We start from the raw sequence: 18,440 nt of genomic DNA, 5'->3' as shown, positions 1-18,440 counted from the left end.
CAAACGTTGGATTAATGGTTTTTTCAAAGGCGTAGCAACGAAATATTTATCGCGCTATCTGGGCTGGAAACGATTTTTAAAGACACATATCTTCTCGGAAGAGAGTTTGTTAGATCAGGAAGCATCTCATTGGCTTAACCCACATTTATTGTGAACAGAGCCCACCTGCCCCATGTGAAGACTTTCCAGAGGCAAGGCTATGACAGTGTCTCTTACTCTCTTGTTGACAATGTCAGGGAGTATTTCCCTCCCTTTGTGACCTAAATGGATTCAATCTCTCGCTATTCAGGTGTCAAATTTTGCAGAAATCAGGAAAGTCGGTATCCAGCAGTTCCAGTGAATTTATGAGCGCGTTCGAATTCATTGGTGATGGCACTGGTAGTACGGCCAACAGCTCAAAAAAGGCCGTTGCAGCTATGCGACGTAAGCTTACGGAATGTAGTACGGTTGATAGGTGCCTGGAGGGCAATCTGGCGGCTCCTGAATCGGCATCAAAACCGATTAGATTCAGGGGGGTGCAACACCTGCATCATTTTAATCTTGGAAATTTTTTTAAAACAGATTTGCCGGGCACCGTCAAGGGTTCCGAGTATGCATCTTTGCCTAGGCCTGTGAGTCAACCCAAGTCTTTACCAGTGGCGACAGAACTACCAAAGTCGCCGGTGGGGCAAGAACAGGCGGTATGTGGTGCGGAAGCAGTAGAACCCGAAATAGTTTCAATCGCTGTCAGCGACCAACAATTACAGCAGGATTGGAAAGATGCCAGATACCCTGCAGGCAGGGAGGGTGATTATCAATATACAGGCGAGAATCCACTCTTCCCTACGGAGCCATTACCTGTGGATGTTCAGCAGAGTTACAACAGAAATACCTGTTATATGATGGCTGCGCTGGCTGCTTATGCCAGTTGTCCGGCGGGCAGGGTGGCTCTGAAGAGCATGATCCAATATGATCGGGTACCCGGTAATGTTACGGTTCGCTTCTATGACAAGCAGATTAATAAAACAGTAGACGTTTCTATTAGCCAGCGGTTATTGGTGAATCGTCGTGGGGAGCATCTTTATTCATTTCATACTGGAAAGAACTGCATCTGGCCCGCATTGTTTGAAAAAGCCTATCACGCCTTTCTGTACCAACGTCGAGAGTGCCTGGAGGCGTGTTTGTCAGGCACGGATGATGCCGGTGACGTTGAGGTTAAGGCTGCTCTGTCACATTTAGTTGTTCGACCTGATTTGGGTTTGCTCGATCAGGGGGAACTCCTGCAAGGTTTAGAAGTGCTATTGCCGGTAGCAATCTCGTATGACGATCACAATGAGCGGCGATCAAAGTATGCAGTGACAATTGATGGTTGTGAATTTGCGCAGCATCTGGACTATTTACGAAGAAATATCGAGCTCGGCGTTCCCGTCGTTATGGGAACTGATAAAAATATGAAGGCTAAAGGTCAAGCCTTGCTTAAGGGAATGGCAACAGGTCATGCCTATGGGGTTATCGGGCCAGCACGTGTACAGAGTCAAGATGGTTTTTTGTTTTTTGATCCCTATGGCTCTGCCCGTGAAAATGTAGAATGGTTAAAAGACGTTGTACTGGCTGAGCAAGAGCATTCCTTTCAGGTAAAATCTGCCGGCGGTGCTGTAGCCTTTGTTTCCTGGGATGAGGTGTCTTCAATGTTCTGCAAGGCTGCTATTTGTGCGGGTGGGATTCAGTTAAGAACAGATTCTGATAGTAAAGAGAAGATAGTATCGCATCAGGCCTCACCAGAGATCGCTGAGACACAGCTGTAGATGCAAGGGGCATACTGACTTCCAGGAGATAACTCGACTCTTCTTGCAAGAAGAGTATTTACGAATACTTGATTGTTCTCAGAAAAAAACATCCCGATGATTTTTGCAATTCGGAGAATCACCCGAATTTGGGAGACTGTAATAGTATTTTCACTCTAGAGGCTTTTTTCAGATGTTTTATACTCGTAACCATTGGAGGTGCTTGATATTCAAGCCGTTTTTCTCCAGTTTATGTTCGTGTCAAAAACCACTCTCACCCCGCAACAAAAATCAGACTTGGAATCACGCCATAAGAATACGCGTGATGTACGGGAGTGCGACCGGATTAAAGCCGTTTTACTGAGTTCCGAAGGTTGGTCCACCTTGCCGATTGCCCAAGCCTTGAGAAAGAGCGAATACACTATCCACCGTGATTTGGATGGTTATCTTCAAAAGGAAAAATTGAAGCCTGATAATGGCGGTAGCGAAAGCTTCCTGAGTGACGAGCCAACCGAACAACTGACCGAGTACCTTGAGCACACTGATGCTCACGGCAGCCACGAGTTAAAGATAGAACTTCATATCTCCCACCATACAGCCCTAATCTGAACCCCATTGAAGGACTATGGAAGGACTATGGAAGGACTATGGAAGGACTATGGAAGGTCATGAATGAGTATGCCCGCAACAACGAGTATTTTGCACAAGCAAAAAATTCAGGCAAAAGATAAACCACTTCTTTTCTGAAACTTTGCCTGAAATTGGAGCATCGTTAGGCAACAGAATTAATGATAATTTCAGGTGCTAAAGCCAGCGTCTTGAGTTCACTCGGGTATATGAATACAACCCAGACAATTACCTGGTGTTGACTCTTCCTATGCCAGCAGAGTGCGAAACCGTCGTAGAGCCAGGGAAGTCTTTATTCAGAAAACCTCGCTATCGATCAGCTTGCGTGCATGGCGAATATGAGTCCATCAACATTTCACCGAAATTTCCGCCAGGTCACTGCATCGTCTCCCATCCAATACATAAAAAAATCGTTTAAATAAAGCACGGGAGCTGCTGATGAATCAGGGAATGAAAGTTAAACAGGCTGTCTCCCATGTAGGCTATGAAAGCCCTCTCCAGTTTAGCTGCGAGTTTAAACGGTATTTCGGTCGTAGCCCACAGGAAATAGCTGCGTTATAGCAGGGTAAATACAGGCAGAGCTTTTGATGAATTAAATGTATTTATCTTTCTCTTTAAACTCGCACAGATCTTCAATCCGGCAGGAGCCACACTGTGGTTTACGTGCCTTGCATACATAACGGCCATGAAGAATCAGCCAATGGTGAGCATCCAGAAGAAACTCTTGAGGTACTAGTCGGATTAACCGCTTTTCTACTTCCAGAACATTCTTTCCGGGAGCAATGCCGGTGCGATTAGATACACGGAATATGTGGGTGTCCACAGCCATGGCCACTTGTCGAAAAGCTGTATTTAACACGACATTTGCTGTCTTCCTTCCTACGCCAGGCAGCGCTTCCAGCTCTTCTCGCGTTTCCGGAATCTCCCCATCATATTTTTCAACCAGAATGGCACAGGTCTTCATCACGTTTACGGCTTTGGTATTAAACAGGCCAATGGTTTTGATATAGCCTTTCAAACCATCCAACCCCAGGTCGAGAATTGCCTGTGGAGTATTGGCAACAGGGTAGAGCTTACGGGTCGCTTTATTAACGCCCACATCCGTTGCCTGGGCTGATAACAAAACAGCAATCAATAGCTCAAAAGGATTGTTATATTTTAGTTCGGTTTGCGGATTTGGGTTGTCATCCCGCAGGCGGGTAAAGATTTCCTGACGTTTTCCCTTGTTCATTCTCGACTCATTAAACAGCAGACGCAGTTATTGTGAGCCGAGTATACCTAACACTTCCTGATCATTCAGGGGAAAGTAGGAGTGTTTACTTTGCCAGGCCATTTCAGGCTGGTTTTCACGATCTAGAGTCCAGGCTTCTATGGTCATGTCGCTTTCAGTGAGCTGAATCCAGAAAAAGCCAAGGGTATTTTCAGATTGCCAGTAGGCGGGGTTACGATTTTTATCCACCAGGCTTTCACGCTTTCCTGCTGCTCCTGAGACAACAAACAACGTGCGACCACACTGACTGTTTGCCTGAAGAAACTGCAGTGTATGGTCGTGGCCGCTCAGCAACAAATGAACTTTGTCGCAAAGATTATTTTCAACAAGTTGCTGCCAGAGCTGACCTCGCCCTTGTACGCCATCATAATCTCCTGCATTGCCGTGACGCCCATTGGAAAGATAAGGGTAGTGAGTAAAGGCAATTCGCCAGCGGGCTTTTAACTGGGGCATCAGATTACTGAGCCAGTTGGTATGGGCGGTTATCTGTTCCTGCTGGTCGTACTCCTTCTGATAGGCGTTGTCGCCCGCCAGGGTAGAAGAGTCTAATGAAAGGAAATCTGTATCCGGTGACTCTTCAGGATAAGGGACGTGATAATAGCGGGCGGGCATATACCACTTGTTGCTGATCCGGTCTTCCCGATAATGATACTGAACTTGAATATCACCCCGTTTAATATCCAGATTGTCCTTGTTTTTGATCCGGGTAATATCGTGATTGCCAAGGGTCATATAGAAAGGCATATCAAGATTTGCGTAAGGGACTTCAAACCGGGTCAGAAAGTTCAGGTCATTTTCGCTGGTGGCACCGTGATCATAGATATTATCGCCCAGGCCAACAGCCAGGTTACACAGGCGCTGTTCGCTGCATACTTTACCAATGGCTTCAGAAACAGCATGCTGTCGCCAGTCTCCTGTGCCAAAGTCCCCCAATGCGACAAAACTCACAGTTTCTGCATTGAGTTGAGATGACAGTAAACAACAAATCAGGGTAACTCTGAATGAGTTTTTCATGGGCGAACGCTTCGGAGTTGTTCGGCCAGTCTGGCTTCATGAATATCCTGATTAGGGTTGGCTTGATGCCATTCAGGGGTTAACTCGGGATAGTCGTTGCCCGTAGAAACTTTTTCAAAGGCCGCAAGAATTTGTCGTTCAGCCACCGCCCGGTCAGACTCGGTATGGTAGTTTTTGGAGGCCCAGTCATTACAAACCTTATCAATAAGAATCACCTTGCTGTGTTCACGTTGATCAGCAGGGACTTTTGATAGATATTTCTCAGCGAGAACCCGGGTGCGATAGGCATGTCCACCGCTAGTCTGGCGAAGCAATTCGCGGGTCAAGTTAGAGGTGTTGTTATAACGGGAGAGCTGTAGCAACAGGTAAGGATCTTTTTCGGCAGCTCGTCCAGCCCACTCCTCAGCCTCGTCGAGCCTGTTTTCCATATAAAGAATGTTGTCACTCGCAGTATCTTCGGGATAGTTCCCTTCAATACTTTTTATATGGTCATGGGCATTTTCGATTTCGGCGTAAAATATGGCTCGTGAATTTTCACTATGATTCCTTTGAGTATTTCCTTTCAGCATTGTTTCAATATCACTACGAACCTTATCCGGGTCACTTCCAGGCTGGTTCATAATGTCTTCGAGAAATAACCGGGCCTCATAGGCTTGCCCCCGGTCAATCATTTGAAAGCCGTATTTAACCGCGTCTCGAATTCCGATCTTTTGCTGATCGGGGCTGTGACTGATATTGGGCTCTTTTTGGTCGGCTTCTCTGGCCAGGTCTTTTTTAACTTTCGCTTCAAGCATTTGAACGGATTGGTTCGCCCTGGTATGGGCTATATGCCTTTGAGCTAATGGAACAGAACGAGGGGTATGTCCGGGTTGTGGAGCAAAGCTTCGAATGCTGTGGGCTGGGCGAATAAATTGAACCAGGCGATTTAAATAGGTTCCCGCCCGACGGCTTGAGCTGGAGTGGTTGTGTATAAAATCTGCGAGATTGGTTCTTATATTATTGAGGACTTTCATTAGCCAACTCCACCCTGTAACAAGTCTTTGCCGTTAATGGGTATCAATCGGCAATTTTACGGGGGGAGTTAGGGGACGTTCTCAATTAAGCATACGACGCAGCGTATGGCGGCTTTCAGCGCCACCCGAAGGGCATTGCCGAGAGCCTCTATGGCTGCCAGCATTTTGAAAGGATGCTTATCCGGATTTTTGACGGCAATAGGTTTAGTTGATCTCTTCCATGGCTCTGTTGAAAGCCAGCTCTATGGCTTCTAATGAGTCATCTATCGTTGCAGAGGAGTAATTAGCGTAGTGATCTGAGCTGGAGGCAATAAACCTAAGCTCATCTCTGTGTTTTTTTAGCTCGTCCTCTTCCGTTTTCACATTCTGGGAGTGCTTCTTTTCATCCCTGCCATGACCAACGCGGCCATCGGCAGCGGTATTAACCAGCTTTGTAGAGATGTCTGTTCTGTCCATTGAGTGCTGGATTAAGAGCAGCGCTCTTAAAGGTTTGCCTTTATTGATCTGTTCTATGGCTTCATTAACAAGTGTGGAGTCATAAACATGGGCACCCTTAAAACGTTTCAAGTATTGCGCCTTCCAGATGCCAGCCTTTTCCAAGGGGGATTTTTTATGGAACACACTTCTTTTGGGGGCAGTGGGGGCGATATCCCAGTCATCAAGGTTTTTTCCCTTGGGATATTGAGCCACTTGGTCGGCAGGCCAAAAACGCATTTGAGGACTGATCTTTTCAACCACCCAGTTAAAGTAAGTGTTCTTGGTGCGGGCCGATTTAATATGGCTGCGTAGGGTGTCGGCAATAACCGCTCGAACAGATGAGACAATGGACATTGATCCGCCTTCCTTGGAGTCTCCAACTCTTTGTCTTCAGGTTAGCAGCTAGTTACCCGGTGATCCGAACTCGCTTGATTCCTTTGGAGGGTTTTTCCCGGTTTGCCAGCCTGACCTGTTCCATTTTGTTGTCAGCGATATTTTTCACGGCAATCAGTAACCCCATAAATACAAAAGCACCGGGGGGCAGAATAGCGAACAGGAACATTTTGTAATCAGGAATGACAATAATCTTCCAGTTAGCAGCTACAGGGCCGAGCAGGAAGTCCATATTAGTCATCAGGGTGCCCTGACCAACCAACTCCCGCAGAGCACCAAGCAGAATCAAAACTCCGGCAAAGCCTAAACCCATCATCAAGCCGTCCAGTACAGCCGGAACAGGGGCATTACGGGAGGCAAAGGCATCAGCACGGCCCAGGATAATGCAGTTGGTTACAATCAGCGGAATGAAAATACCGAGGATTTTGTAGAGTTCATAGGTGTAAGCCTGCATCACCAGTTCCACACAGGTAGTAAGCGAGGCAATAATCATCACAAATACCGGCAGTCGAATAGTATCCGGTACATAGTTGCGGAACAGGGACACCAGCAGGTTAGAGCAAACCAACACTGCGATGGTGGCTAGCCCTAGCCCGAGAGCGTTTACCACGCTGCTGGAAACCCCCAGCAATGGACACAAACCGAGAAGTTGAACCAGTGCCGGATTGTTTTTCCACAATCCCTGTACTGTGATTTCACGGGGTTGAAATTCAGCCATTAGAACTCTCCTGACCAATGTTGCTGGCATTCAGCACTGCTTCACCTCGTTGAAATAACTCTTCCCGATTTTGGGAAAAATATTCCAGTGCTCGGTAAACAGCACCAACAACGGCGCGGGGGGTGATAGTTGCGCCTGTGAACTGATCAAAATCACCACCATCTTTCTCTACAGCCCAGCCATCGGCTTCGGGATATAACAGTGACTTGCCAGCAAAGCTGAGAATCCAGTCGGAAACACGGCGTTCAATGCTGTCGCCCAGTCCAGGCGTTTCTTTGTGGGACACAACTCGCACACCGGTCAGTTCGCCCTGATAGTTCACAGATACCAGCAACTGAATCCGGCCGTTATAGCCATCTGGAGCTACAACCGGAAGAATGACGGCAGCTGGCTGGGAATTTTTGAAAGCTACCCAGCCCTTTGCGCCATCGGCAATTGGGCCCAGTAACTCTGTATCAGGCAGGATAATCGTGGTATCCAGCAGAGAGTTATCAAAGTTGTTTTTGGGCAATACCTGATAAAGCGCACGCTCTTCACTGGCACGAACCTGATCAGCAATGCGGTCTTTGGTTGCCAGCCAGGTCAGGGAAACCAGACCCACAGTCAGCAGGGCAAAAAGTCCAAGGCTCAGGCTGTTTCGGCGAATGGCCGTGAATGTTTCGTCGCCCGCAGCTGGGTTGGGAGTTTCTGTGGTCATTCTGATTTCGCCATTCCGCGCTTAGGTTTACGGTGCCCGTAAGTGCGGGGCTGAGTCCAGTAGTCGATGGCGGGAGCCGCCATATTCATAAGCAGGGTAGCGAAGGCAACCCCATCAGGGTAACCACCCCAGGCTCGAATAATATATGTGATCACGCCCACCCCGAGACCGAACAACAGGCGGCCTTTATTGGACGTCGCGCCACTGACCGGGTCGGTGACAATAAAGAAAGCACCCATCATCGCTGCGCCGGAGAATAGATGGAATATTGGTGAACCATGGGATTCGGAGCCGGTGCCATTCCAGAAAAGCAAGGACATGATGCCAAGGCCAGCCAGCATTCCAACAGGTGCATGCCAGCTGATGACTTTTTGTTTCAGCAAAAACAAGCCACCAGCGAGAAAGGCAAGATTTATCCAGAACCAGCCAGTGCCAGTCATGCCGGAAAGTTGCGGTTTTTCCAGCCACAGCTCGGCTATAGTCAGACTTTTATTTTCCCGAACAACATCCAGTGGCGTCGCCATTGTCCAGCCATCAATGGCATGATCAGCGAAAATAGCCTGTAGGGAATCAGTAAAACCAGTGATTTCCAACCCTGCTCCCTGCGGGGCAAACCAGCTGGTCATTTCCAGAGGGAAGGAAATCAGCAGCAGTACATAAGCCAGCATGGCCGGATTAAAAGGGTTCTGCCCCATGCCACCATAAAGCTGTTTGCCAAATACGATGGCAAAACTTACACCCATCAGCGAGAGCCACCAGGGCGATCCGGGAGGAATAGCCATCGCCAGCAGCCAGGCTGTGACCAGAGCGCTGCCGTCTTTCAGGTAAAACGCCAGTGGCCTTTTGCGCAGTATCAGTACAAGAGCTTCTGAACCCAATGCAACCAGTGAGCACCAGATAAGGTTTATCAATGCTCCCCAGCCAAAGAAGCCGACCTGTACAGCCAGAGCTGGCACCAGAGCCATCATAACCAATCGCATGATATTGTTAGTCTGGTTTTGTCCCAAGGTATGGGGCGAAGTCTGTCTAATTAATGCCATAGTGTCGCCTCACGCCTCCGCACTTTCGCTTTCAGTTAGCTCACGACGCTTGTCTTCCAACGTCTGGCGCAGGGTTTCAATGTGGTCACTGCCTGCTTCTTCCGCGGCAGCTAAAGCCCGTTCCGCTTTTTTAACCGCTGCCTTTTTCATCGCCAGCTCAATCTTGCGCTTCTTTTCTTCATCGCTGAGAGCGGTTTTTTTCGGTTTTGCTGGTGGTGCTGATTGCTCAAGCAGTTCAAGAGCTTGCTTCTGTTCAGCCAACTTTTGTTTCAGTTGTTCCGTGTCTTCGTTGTTGCTTTCCAGTGCGGCAGCCAAAGCCCGCTCCGTTTTCTTCATGGCGGCTTTTGCCATAGCCAACTCTATTTTGCGTTTTTTCTCATCGGCGCTGAGTTCTGGCTTTTTCGCTTTGGCAGGTTTTTCTTCGCTGGTTTTGTTTTCAGCTGGTTGGGGAGCGGCATCGGCCTGAGAATCAAACTCTTTCTGCAGTGTCTCAACCTGTTGCTTCAACATGGCAATATTATCGTTGAGCTTGGCTGCATCCTCTGAATCTTCCTCAGCTTGCCCCAATGCACGTTCGGATTTCTTCAGCTGAGCCTTGGACATGGAAAGCTGAATTTTCAGTTCCTTCTGTTTGGGGGAAAGTTGGGGCTTAGCGGGTTTAGCCGGGGCTTCTGTTCCAGCAGCGCGAGCAGCTTTCTTGGCTTTTGCCCGCTCAAGAGCAGCGGCAACTGGGTCAACCTCAGCGGTTTTAGCAGGTTTGTCACCGTCTGGAGATTCTTTTGCGGCAGCAGCTTTCGCTTCTTTCACCTTGCGGGCTTTTTCCGCATTGGCTATGCGGCGAGCTTCTTTCTCGGCAGCAGCAGCTTCCAGACGAGCCTGACGCTGCTCAAAACGAACCCGTGAACGTTCGGCTTTTTCGCTCTTCGCCTTTTGAGCCCGAATCTCATCTTTGGATGCCCGATAATATTGCACCAGTGGAATGGCGCTTGGGCAGACATAGGAGCAGGCACCACATTCTATGCAGTCAAACAGGTTGTGATGCTGGAGCTGGTCATGGTTCTGGGCTTTGGAATACCAGTGCAGCTGCTGGGGCAGCAATTCAACCGGGCAGGCATCAGCACACAAACCACAACGAATGCAGGCCTGAGCCGGTGGTGCGGCAGGGAACTCCTGTTCAGTACCGGCAATAAAACAGTTACTGGTCTTGCTCACCGGAACCGCAGTGGTTTCCAGCGTATGCCCCATCATCGGGCCACCCTGAATCAGGGTGTGGAACTCGTTATCTTTAATACCGGCAAAAACAAGCAGGTGTTCTGCAGGCGTGCCGATCAGTACTTCAACATTACCTGGACGTGCGAGAGCAGAACCGCTCAGTGTTGTAATACGGGAAATCAGTGGGCGGCCATGAATAATGGCATCGTGAACGGCAACAATGGTGCCGACGTTATAACAGAGAATACCGATATCTACAGAACGGGCATCGCTGGGCACTTCCTTGCCCGTTAACAACCAGATTAAACGTTGTGCGTCACCGGATGGATATTTAGTCGGTATCGTACAAACTTCAATTCTTTCTTTACCAGCACAGGCTTTTTCCATAGCGGCAATGGCTTCAGGTTTGTTGTTTTCGATGCCGATTAACACCTGCTCAGGAGATAGCATGTGCTGGAGGATTTCTATGCCGGATACCAGTTGCTCAGCCCGTTCACGCATCAGCATGTCGTCAGCAGTAATATAGGGCTCACACTCGGCACCATTCACAACCAAAGTGTGAATTTTACTGGCCTTGCGGGATGACATTTTTACCGCTGCAGGGAAACCCGCACCGCCCAGGCCAACAACGCCAGCGTCGTGAATGCGTTGTACCAGATCTTCCTGTTCTGCCGTTGTGTAATCAGCAACGGGTGAAAGTTCGCACCATTGATCTTTGCCATCCGGTTGCAGAATCAGGCAGGATTCTTCCAATCCGGACCAGTGAGGGACTGGATGCATTTCAATAGCGGTGATTGTGCCGGATGTTGGGGCATGAACTGGCGCGCTGACAAAGCCACTGGCTTTAGCCAGAACCTGGCCTTTCAGTACCTGATCACCCACATTGACCAATGCTTGTGCTGGTGCGCCGGAATGTTGGTTCAGCGGCAATACCAGCCGTGCTGGCAAAGGTGGTATGGCAATCGGTGTCTGGATGGACTGATGTTTGTTTTCTTCCGGATGCACGCCACCCGGGAAATCATGAATTGTTCTTGGAGGGGTTGCACTCATGCCACTTCCCCCTGTTTATCGGTTGCAATCAATTGCGCAGTGTTCTGTTCAGGAGGAGTGGGCAGTGACCACCGCCAGTTACGGGTGGTGGTTGCAATGGGCAGCATATCAATACAATCCACCGGACACGGTTCAACGCAAAGGTCGCAGCCGGTACATTCATCGATAATGACAGTGTGCATCTGCTTGGCTGCGCCGAGAATGGCATCTACGGGGCAGGCCTGAATGCACTTGGTGCAACCAATACATTCATCTTCCCGGATATAGGCGACCATGGGAGGTTTTTCTTCCCCATGTTCGTCGTCCAGCTCCATGGGCTCCATATCCAAAAGGTCGGCAAGGGCATTGATTGTTGCTTGACCGCCAGGAGGACATTTATTAATAGGCTCGCCATTGGCAATGCCTTCTGCATAAGGTTTGCAACCAGGGTGACCACACTGGCCGCACTGGGTCTGGGGCAGTAGATCGTTGATTTGGTCAACGATGGGGTTGCCTTCTACTTTAAAACGCTCAGACGCAAAGCCCAGTATTGCGCCAAAAATCAGCGCAAGGGCCAGCAGGGCAAGAAGAGCGTAAATCACAATTTCCAGGGATAAAAAGTCCATAAACCTGTTTCCAGCTCTCCTTACAGCTTGATCAGACCGGTGAAGCCCATAAAGGCCAGAGACATAAAACCAGCTGTTACCATGCCAATTGCAGCGCCACGGAAAGGCGTGGGTACATCGGCAACTGCAATACGCTCGCGCATGGCGGCAAACAACACCAGCACCAGAGAGAATCCAGCCGCAGCACCAAAGCCGTACAGGGCGGAATCAATAAAGGTAGAGTTCAAACGGTTACTGTTCAGCAGAGCAACACCAAGTACGGCACAGTTACTGGTGATCAGTGGCAGGAAGACGCCTAAAACCCGATAGAGCAGCGGGCTGGTTTTTCGTACAGCCATTTCCGTGAATTGCACGACCACCGCTATCACCAATATAAAGGCGAGGGTTTTGAGAAACTCCAGCCCCAGCGGCACAAGAATGTATTGATAAGTGATATAGGAGCAGATAGAGGCCAGTGTCAAAACAAAGGTGGTGGCCAGAGACATACCCACAGCTGTTTCCAGCCTGTTGGAGACACCCATAAACGGGCACAGTCCGAGGAACTGTACCAGCACAAAATTGTTGACCAGTATGGCGCTGACCAGAATAAGAGACAGCTCGGTCATGGTTTCCATAAACAGATTTACTCCAAAGAGCCGTGACGGCGCAATGTGCCTTTGCTAAAACCTCAACAGGCTTCAGGGCGGTTGTATCCGTATTCCGGTGGAGGGTGTTATTCAGAAGCCCATTATTTCGTACAACTATGGGGAGCTACTATTGTCATCACTTTTGGAAATATGCTTATGCCTTGTGGTTGATTAGAGCGCAGCTGAATATCCAGTCCGGGTGACGGAGGCAGGATTATAAGGTCTCTGGAATGAAATAACAGCAGGGAGTCTTATCGGTTAGCATTTCTTGGATAAATTCCCTGAGACGAGAGATTAACACCATCAACAATGAGATCATCATTTAAAGATATATAGTTATTTCGGCAACTTTCTGGAAGATACTTTCCAGGGATACGATAACTTTCAACGTATCCACAATACCAGATGAGTGTGCCATCTGTTTTGATTGGGAATATGGTCAGCCTTGGGTTGGCGGGAAGATCGGCTGGCAACTCAGCTTCATTTAAGATGGCGATAACACGGATTGGGTAATTGTTTCCACTTATGGGGTAGCAACCAATGTTGGTGATAAGCTCGTTAGGGTTGGTGGTAGTTACAGAGGGACAGAAGTAGTTCAAATCATTATATACAGCGAAGTGCTCTGTGGCTCTGATGCCAATATCCCGTAAGAAAGGCAGCGCTTCATGAGTAAGTACGGCGCGGGTTCGGTAAGTTTGGTAGGAGGTGGTCATTAAAGCCGCCAGAATTCCAATAATAGCCACTACAATCAGCAGTTCAAGCAATGTAAAGCCCGTGCTATTCCCTGTAAGGGGCTGTTTCATGACCTCACCTTTCACTCCTTTGATTATCCCATAAATCTAGATGAATCTGTTTAAAGCGAAAGCTCATGTGCAGGGGGGTGTGTAAGATGGAGCGATGAAATCTGTAACAGGGGAATGCCTATTAAAGAATCAAGTGTTTGAGAGGGAAAAGCTTGTGAAATGAGGTGTTCGCGGAACAGGCTCTATAGCCATGGGGTCATATTTCTGAAATATTTCATTCATCCAGGTGTCACCAAATCGCAGCAATATAGAGCGCAACTTTCTCTCTGGCTGTCTTTTCATGAGTCGTTTAAGCATTCAGAAACTGCGCAAATCCTGGGGTGACCCACCCGCCGCAGACGATATTGATTTCACAGTGGAATCTGGTGAATTTGTTGCTCTTCTTGGCCCTTCTGGCTGCGGTAAATCCACAACATTACGTATGATTGCTGGTCTGGAAGCACCGGATAGCGGCCATATCTACCTCAATGATAAAGAAATTACGCACCTGTCACCCGGTAAACGGGATCTGGCTATGGTGTTTCAGTCTTATGCTTTGTTCCCACATTTAAGTGTTCGGGAGAATATTCTTTTTGGGCTGCAGGTACGTAAGGTTTCTAAAGAAGAACAGAAACGTCGGCTTAATTTTGTCATTGAGCTGGTGGATCTTGGCTCCCACCTCCACAAGAAACCCGGTCAGCTTTCCGGTGGTCAGTGTCAACGTGTGGCTCTGGCGCGCGCCGTCATTTCAGAAGCCCGCCTGTGCCTGATGGATGAACCCCTCTCAAATCTGGATGCCAAATTACGGGCTGAAATGCGCTCAGAACTCAGAGCTTTGCAACAGCGTTTGGGTATGACAGTTCTCTATGTAACCCATGACCAGACAGAAGCGATGAGTATGGCAGACCGGATCATCCTTTTGAACAGAGGGCGTATTGAACAAATAGGCCGCCCGGAAGAACTTTATAACCAACCTGCTACCACCTTTGCCGCGCAGTTTATTGGTGCTCCTCCAATGAATCTCATTCGCATCGAAAACCGTGTGCTGGGTGTTCGGCCTGAACATATTCAGTTAGTGCAACCGGGGATGGGTTTAAAAAGTTCTCATCGAGCGGTTGTAAAAGGTTGTGATTACTTGGGAGCAGACACCTTAATTCAGCTACAACTGGATGAGCATAGTTTGCAACTGAGAATAACAGGCCACCAAAAATTACAACCTGGAAGTTCTCTCGAAATCAGCTGGGCTGAGCAGGACCAGCACAGCTTCTGTCGTACAAGTGGTCAGCGGGTAGCGGCTGACGCCCTGCAAGAACAACACATAGAATACACGAAAAAGGAAACTCATTATGCTGCGTAAACTGCCAATGCTTGGCCGCACTGTGACAGCGGCCCTGGCCGCCATTAGTTTCTCGGCTTCTGTTAGCGCTCAGACTGAATTGACCATGTACTACCCAGTTGCAGTTGGTGGCCCACTGACCAAGATAGTAGACAATATGATTGAAGGGTTTGAAAAGCAGAATCCCGATATTGACGTCAATGCAATATATGCTGGCAACTATAATGATGCCCGCGTTAAAGCCTTGGCAGCCCTGAACAGTGGAAAACCTGCTCAGCTTTCTGTGATGTTTTCTATCGACGTACACGAACTGATGGATCAGGATGCCATTGTCGCTTTTGATGATCTGGTAAAAACACCAGAAGAAAAGCAGTGGCTGAACAGTTTCTACCCAACACTGATGCAGAATGGTAAAGCCAAAGGCAAAACCTGGGGGATTCCATTCCAGCGTTCAACCATTGTTATGTACTACAACAAGGACGCCTTCCGCGCAGCAGGCCTGAATCCAGAGCAACCACCCAAGAGCTGGGATGAGCTGGTAACCATGGGTCAGAAACTCACCAAGCGTGATGCCAGCGGCAAAGTGCAGCAGTGGGGCGCAATGATACCTTCCACTGGCTATCCCTACTGGATGTTCGGCGCACTCACCAAGCAGAATGGTGAAGTGTTGATGAATCAGGATGGCACTCAGACTTTCTTCAGCAACCCCGGTGTTGTTGAAGCTCTGAGCTTCTGGGAAGAGCTGGGCAGCAAGCACGAGATTATGCCTCAGGGCACTGTTGAGTGGGGCACACTGCGCCAAAACTTCCTCGAAGGGAAAACTGCCATGATGTGGCACTCCACCGGTAACCTGACAACAGTGAAGAAAAATGCCAAGTTCGACTTTGGCGTTGCTATGTTGCCTGCACAGAAGGAACTGGGTTCACCAACTGGCGGTGGTAACTTCTATGTCTTCAAGAATTCTTCTCCAGAAGAAAAAGCTGCTTCCCTGAAATTGATTCGTTACATGACCGCTCCTGAACAAGCTGCAGGTTGGAGTAAGGCAACCGGCTATATGGGTGTGAGCGAAGATGCTTATAAAACGGCAGAACTGTACGACTATATACAGAAGTTCCCGGCAGCCGGTGTAGCCCGTGATCAGCTCAAGCACGCAACAGCTGAACTCTCTACTCATCAAGCTGGTCGGGTTCGTAAGCTTCTCGATGACGCGATTCAGTCTGTACTGACTGGCGAGAAAGAAGCTGATCAGGCTCTGGCTTCTGCCCAGAGGCAAGCTGACCGGATTCTTAAGCGTTACCGCTAACCCCAAATGCTCCCAGAGATTCGCTGGGAGTTTGATGAGTGAGGTTCCGGTTTGTCTTCCAAAGGCCAGGATGGCCTGTGAGCGAATTAATACAGGGATGTATTGTTTGAGCGGGAAGGTAAACCGGAACCTTGCGATTGTCGCCATATTACATTCACAGTGAATCTATGAACCGAACCCAGCAACTCCACGCCTGGTTATTGCTGTTACCAGCCCTCGTGATGCTGGCAGCATTTACCCATACTCCGGCCGTGCAAACCCTGTTGCACAGCTTTTACGACAACCCGATGGGCGGTAAACCATCAGGTTTTGTCGGCATGGAAAACTTTGAACTTCTGTTAGAAGACGAAATCTTCTGGCAGGTACTCTGGAACAATACCTGGTATGGGTTAGTGACAGTTCCAGCCAGTATTGCCCTGGCACTGACTATGGCTATCTGGGTGAATGGCAGACTGGAAGGCCGGGCTATTGTACGGCTGGCGTATTTTACTCCCACAGTTTTACCCATGATTGCTGTTGCCAACATCTGGTTGTTTTTTTATACACCGGAAATTGGCCTGCTGAATAATGTGTTGGGTTGGTTCGGTATTGATGGCATCAACTGGCTCGGAGACCCTGACTTTGCCTTGCCAAGTTTAATGGCAATGACTATTTGGAAAGAGGCTGGCTTCTTTATGATCTTTTATCTTGCTGCATTGCAAGGACTGGATCGCTCACTCTACGAAGCAGCCGCTATAGAAAACGCCGGTCGCTGGCAGGTATTTCAACGCATCACCTGGCCTCTGCTGATGCCAACCACACTGTTCATTTTTATCAACGCACTTATCAATGCTTTTAAGCTGGTGGATCATCTGTTCATTTTGACCAAAGGTGGCCCGAACAACGCCAGTAACTTGTTGCTTTATTACATTTACGAAAACGCGTTCAGCTTTTTTGACACAGCGTACGCAGCAACACTGACTACCGTGATGCTGATTATTTTAGCCCTACTGGCCTGGCTGCAGTTTGGCGTACTGGATAAGGGGGTTCACTACAGATGATGGTCTTGGCAATAAACACCTCAGCAGTTAACAACCAATTGTCTCTGGCAGAAAAAATCTGTGCCTGGATTCTCGGATTTTTATGGTTAATGCCTCTGCTGTTTGCCTTCTGGGCGGCTTTTCACCCCGCAGAATACACGACTCACTTTGATCTGTTGGCACCACTGACCCTTGAGCACTTTTACTCAGCCTGGGAACAGGCACCCTTTGCCCGGTATATGCTCAACACTCTGATTATTACAACAATCATTCTTGGTTGTCAGTTAGTACTCTGTACTTTGGCTGGTTACGTGCTGGCGCGCATTCCTTTCCGCGGGCAAGGCTTGGTCATGGCGTTGGTTATGATGCAGTTGATGGTGATGCCGGAAGTTCTGATTGTAGAAAATTACCGGACACTGGCTGACCTGAATATGATCGACACCTGGGTTGGGGTTGGATTGCCTTATATGGCCAGTGCCTTTGGTATTTTCCTGTTGCGGCAAACCTTTGCCATAGTGCCGCAGGCTTTGGACGACGCGGCCCGAGTAGAAGGTTGCTCAAGGTTGCAGGTGTTGTGGAAAGTGTATGTGCCGCAGGCCAAACCGGTCTATCTGGCCTATGCGCTGGTCTCTATCAGTTATCACTGGAATAATTTTCTCTGGCCATTGGTGGTGACTAACACAGAAGCCAGTCGCCCATTAACTGTTGGTATGGCTATCTTTGGCGCTCCGGAATCTGGCGTAGACTGGCCGATGATCTGTGCAGGTACACTGATTGCCGTATCACCATTACTGGCTGCATTTCTTATTTTCCAGAAACAGTTTGTGCAGTCCTTTATGCGTGCAGGGATTAAATAAGGGATAATTCAGCAACTTTGGACACAAACCAGATTCTTTAAACCGCTAACTCTTATCTTTGTTTTCTAAGCGCTCATGACTTTGTTGTAATCAAGGTTCAGAGGGTCAGATCTGTCAGTATTCAACTGTACAGGTGGTTTCATGGGAGGCCATCTCTGATGGCATACATTGGGTGAAAAGAACAAGCCCAGCAACGGACAGTGTGATCAGGAATAGAATAAATTTCTTCCGACTGTATGGTGCCGTTGCAGACATACATCTCTCCCTTCTTATTGATTTACAGGAACAGGAGAGATTATTGGGAAAGGTTCAGGGAATCACTGACAGGGGTGTTGGGCAGACTAACATCGAAGAAAAAATGTGCGAAGTCGCATAACAATAATGTGAAGAAAAGTGGGGTTTTATTATCTACCACTGAACCATTTTTTTCAGATATTGCCAGAGTTACAGGGAGGAAAACAATTCAAATATTTCGGAGGCTTGTGCAGGGCAATTGCATCAAATAGGTACCATCGAGCCACATAATTTGTAGTAGTCTCTGATTCCCATTTATCAGACTCGTATTTCAGCATGGAAGCCCAGCAGTATCAGCCCCTGACAGCCTTTCTCGCCAAAGTTCCTGACCCTCGCTGCGAAGG

The 18,440-nt window shown here is 48.5% G+C and carries 17 protein-coding genes and 1 pseudogene; 6 read left to right on the top strand and 12 right to left on the bottom strand.

Annotation, left to right across the window (positions count from 1 at the left end; translation table 11 throughout):
* Positions 1 to 344 precede the first annotated feature (344 nt).
* On the top strand, positions 345 to 1,784 hold the full coding sequence (locus QMA35_RS17835) for a C2 family cysteine protease (protein ID WP_281648507.1): 1,440 nt from the start codon (positions 345 to 347) through the stop codon (positions 1,782 to 1,784).
* A 231-nt stretch (positions 1,785 to 2,015) separates the two neighbouring features.
* A pseudogene (locus QMA35_RS17830) lies at positions 2,016 to 2,571 on the top strand (transposase).
* Positions 2,572 to 2,982: 411 nt separating this feature from the next.
* On the opposite strand, the gene nth reads toward QMA35_RS17830, so the two are convergent.
* The 11 genes from nth to QMA35_RS17775 form a co-directional block, all read right to left on the bottom strand.
* Positions 2,983 to 3,621 (bottom strand): endonuclease III, encoded by a 639-nt coding sequence (gene nth, locus QMA35_RS17825; RefSeq protein ID WP_281648506.1) that lies wholly within the window; start codon positions 3,619 to 3,621, stop codon positions 2,983 to 2,985.
* A gap of 27 nt (positions 3,622 to 3,648) precedes the next feature.
* Entirely contained in the window at positions 3,649 to 4,674 is a 1,026-nt protein-coding gene (locus QMA35_RS17820) for a metallophosphoesterase (protein ID WP_281648505.1), read from the bottom strand.
* Positions 4,671 to 5,687, bottom strand: a complete 1,017-nt coding sequence (locus tag QMA35_RS17815; RefSeq protein WP_281648504.1) for a hypothetical protein — start codon at positions 5,685 to 5,687, stop codon at positions 4,671 to 4,673. Before QMA35_RS17815 ends, QMA35_RS17820 begins: the two co-directional genes overlap by 4 nt.
* Positions 5,688 to 5,891: 204 nt before the next feature.
* Entirely contained in the window at positions 5,892 to 6,518 is a 627-nt protein-coding gene (locus QMA35_RS17810) for a hypothetical protein (protein ID WP_281648503.1), read from the bottom strand.
* A 52-nt stretch (positions 6,519 to 6,570) separates the two neighbouring features.
* Complete coding sequence (locus QMA35_RS17805) at positions 6,571 to 7,275, bottom strand: electron transport complex subunit E (protein ID WP_281648502.1); 705 nt, start codon at positions 7,273 to 7,275, stop codon at positions 6,571 to 6,573.
* Positions 7,268 to 7,972, bottom strand: coding sequence for an electron transport complex subunit RsxG (gene rsxG, locus QMA35_RS17800; RefSeq protein ID WP_281648501.1), 705 nt, complete (start codon positions 7,970 to 7,972; stop codon positions 7,268 to 7,270). Before rsxG ends, QMA35_RS17805 begins: the two co-directional genes overlap by 8 nt.
* Positions 7,969 to 9,012, bottom strand: a complete 1,044-nt coding sequence (gene rsxD, locus QMA35_RS17795; protein WP_281648500.1) for an electron transport complex subunit RsxD — start codon at positions 9,010 to 9,012, stop codon at positions 7,969 to 7,971. The genes rsxG and rsxD overlap by 4 nt, the downstream gene beginning before the upstream one ends.
* A 9-nt stretch (positions 9,013 to 9,021) precedes the next feature.
* Positions 9,022 to 11,274, bottom strand: a complete 2,253-nt coding sequence (gene rsxC / locus QMA35_RS17790; RefSeq protein ID WP_281648499.1) for an electron transport complex subunit RsxC — start codon at positions 11,272 to 11,274, stop codon at positions 9,022 to 9,024.
* Positions 11,271 to 11,864, bottom strand: a complete 594-nt coding sequence (rsxB, locus tag QMA35_RS17785) for an electron transport complex subunit RsxB (RefSeq protein ID WP_281648509.1) — start codon at positions 11,862 to 11,864, stop codon at positions 11,271 to 11,273. The genes rsxC and rsxB overlap by 4 nt, the downstream gene beginning before the upstream one ends.
* Positions 11,865 to 11,899: 35 nt before the next feature.
* A complete protein-coding gene (rsxA, locus tag QMA35_RS17780; protein ID WP_281648508.1) occupies positions 11,900 to 12,484 on the bottom strand; it encodes an electron transport complex subunit RsxA in 585 nt (194 codons plus the stop codon).
* Positions 12,485 to 12,756: 272 nt separating this feature from the next.
* A complete protein-coding gene (locus tag QMA35_RS17775; protein WP_281648498.1) occupies positions 12,757 to 13,308 on the bottom strand; it encodes a prepilin-type N-terminal cleavage/methylation domain-containing protein in 552 nt (183 codons plus the stop codon).
* A gap of 280 nt (positions 13,309 to 13,588) precedes the next feature.
* Between QMA35_RS17775 and QMA35_RS17770 the strand changes: the two genes are divergently transcribed.
* From QMA35_RS17770 to QMA35_RS17755, 4 genes are all read left to right on the top strand, one after another.
* Complete coding sequence (locus QMA35_RS17770; protein ID WP_281648497.1) at positions 13,589 to 14,644, top strand: ABC transporter ATP-binding protein; 1,056 nt, start codon at positions 13,589 to 13,591, stop codon at positions 14,642 to 14,644.
* Entirely contained in the window at positions 14,634 to 15,926 is a 1,293-nt protein-coding gene (locus QMA35_RS17765) for an ABC transporter substrate-binding protein (RefSeq protein ID WP_281648496.1), read from the top strand. Before QMA35_RS17770 ends, QMA35_RS17765 begins: the two co-directional genes overlap by 11 nt.
* Before the next feature lie 167 nt (positions 15,927 to 16,093).
* Entirely contained in the window at positions 16,094 to 16,966 is an 873-nt protein-coding gene (locus QMA35_RS17760) for a sugar ABC transporter permease (protein WP_281648495.1), read from the top strand.
* Entirely contained in the window at positions 16,963 to 17,802 is an 840-nt protein-coding gene (locus QMA35_RS17755; protein ID WP_281648494.1) for a carbohydrate ABC transporter permease, read from the top strand. Before QMA35_RS17760 ends, QMA35_RS17755 begins: the two co-directional genes overlap by 4 nt.
* Before the next feature lie 114 nt (positions 17,803 to 17,916).
* Here QMA35_RS17755 and QMA35_RS17750 read toward each other — a convergent pair whose 3' ends face one another.
* Positions 17,917 to 18,057: a hypothetical protein gene (locus QMA35_RS17750; protein ID WP_281648493.1), complete on the bottom strand. Its 141-nt coding sequence runs from the start codon at positions 18,055 to 18,057 to the stop codon at positions 17,917 to 17,919.
* Positions 18,058 to 18,440 lie beyond the last annotated feature (383 nt).

Origin of the sequence: Parendozoicomonas sp. Alg238-R29 (assembly GCF_947331445.1) — a bacterium.
In the GTDB taxonomy this organism is placed as follows: Bacteria; Pseudomonadota; Gammaproteobacteria; order Pseudomonadales; family Endozoicomonadaceae; genus Sansalvadorimonas.
This window is presented reverse-complemented; position numbering and strand designations above follow the sequence as displayed.

Coding starts and splice junctions, on each gene's coding strand:
- nth (WP_281648506.1), bottom strand. CDS start 3,621: ATGAACAAGGGAAAACGTCAGGAAATCTTTACCCGCCTGCGGGATGAC.
- QMA35_RS17775 (WP_281648498.1), bottom strand. CDS start 13,308: ATGAAACAGCCCCTTACAGGGAATAGCACGGGCTTTACATTGCTTGAA.
- QMA35_RS17815 (WP_281648504.1), bottom strand. CDS start 5,687: ATGAAAGTCCTCAATAATATAAGAACCAATCTCGCAGATTTTATACAC.
- QMA35_RS17750 (WP_281648493.1), bottom strand. CDS start 18,057: ATGTCTGCAACGGCACCATACAGTCGGAAGAAATTTATTCTATTCCTG.
- QMA35_RS17755 (WP_281648494.1), top strand. CDS start 16,963: ATGATGGTCTTGGCAATAAACACCTCAGCAGTTAACAACCAATTGTCT.
- QMA35_RS17805 (WP_281648502.1), bottom strand. CDS start 7,275: ATGGCTGAATTTCAACCCCGTGAAATCACAGTACAGGGATTGTGGAAA.
- QMA35_RS17765 (WP_281648496.1), top strand. CDS start 14,634: ATGCTGCGTAAACTGCCAATGCTTGGCCGCACTGTGACAGCGGCCCTG.
- QMA35_RS17770 (WP_281648497.1), top strand. CDS start 13,589: ATGAGTCGTTTAAGCATTCAGAAACTGCGCAAATCCTGGGGTGACCCA.
- rsxA (WP_281648508.1), bottom strand. CDS start 12,484: ATGACCGAGCTGTCTCTTATTCTGGTCAGCGCCATACTGGTCAACAAT.
- rsxG (WP_281648501.1), bottom strand. CDS start 7,972: ATGACCACAGAAACTCCCAACCCAGCTGCGGGCGACGAAACATTCACG.
- QMA35_RS17760 (WP_281648495.1), top strand. CDS start 16,094: ATGAACCGAACCCAGCAACTCCACGCCTGGTTATTGCTGTTACCAGCC.
- rsxD (WP_281648500.1), bottom strand. CDS start 9,012: ATGGCATTAATTAGACAGACTTCGCCCCATACCTTGGGACAAAACCAG.
- QMA35_RS17810 (WP_281648503.1), bottom strand. CDS start 6,518: ATGTCCATTGTCTCATCTGTTCGAGCGGTTATTGCCGACACCCTACGC.
- rsxC (WP_281648499.1), bottom strand. CDS start 11,274: ATGAGTGCAACCCCTCCAAGAACAATTCATGATTTCCCGGGTGGCGTG.
- QMA35_RS17820 (WP_281648505.1), bottom strand. CDS start 4,674: ATGAAAAACTCATTCAGAGTTACCCTGATTTGTTGTTTACTGTCATCT.
- QMA35_RS17835 (WP_281648507.1), top strand. CDS start 345: ATGAGCGCGTTCGAATTCATTGGTGATGGCACTGGTAGTACGGCCAAC.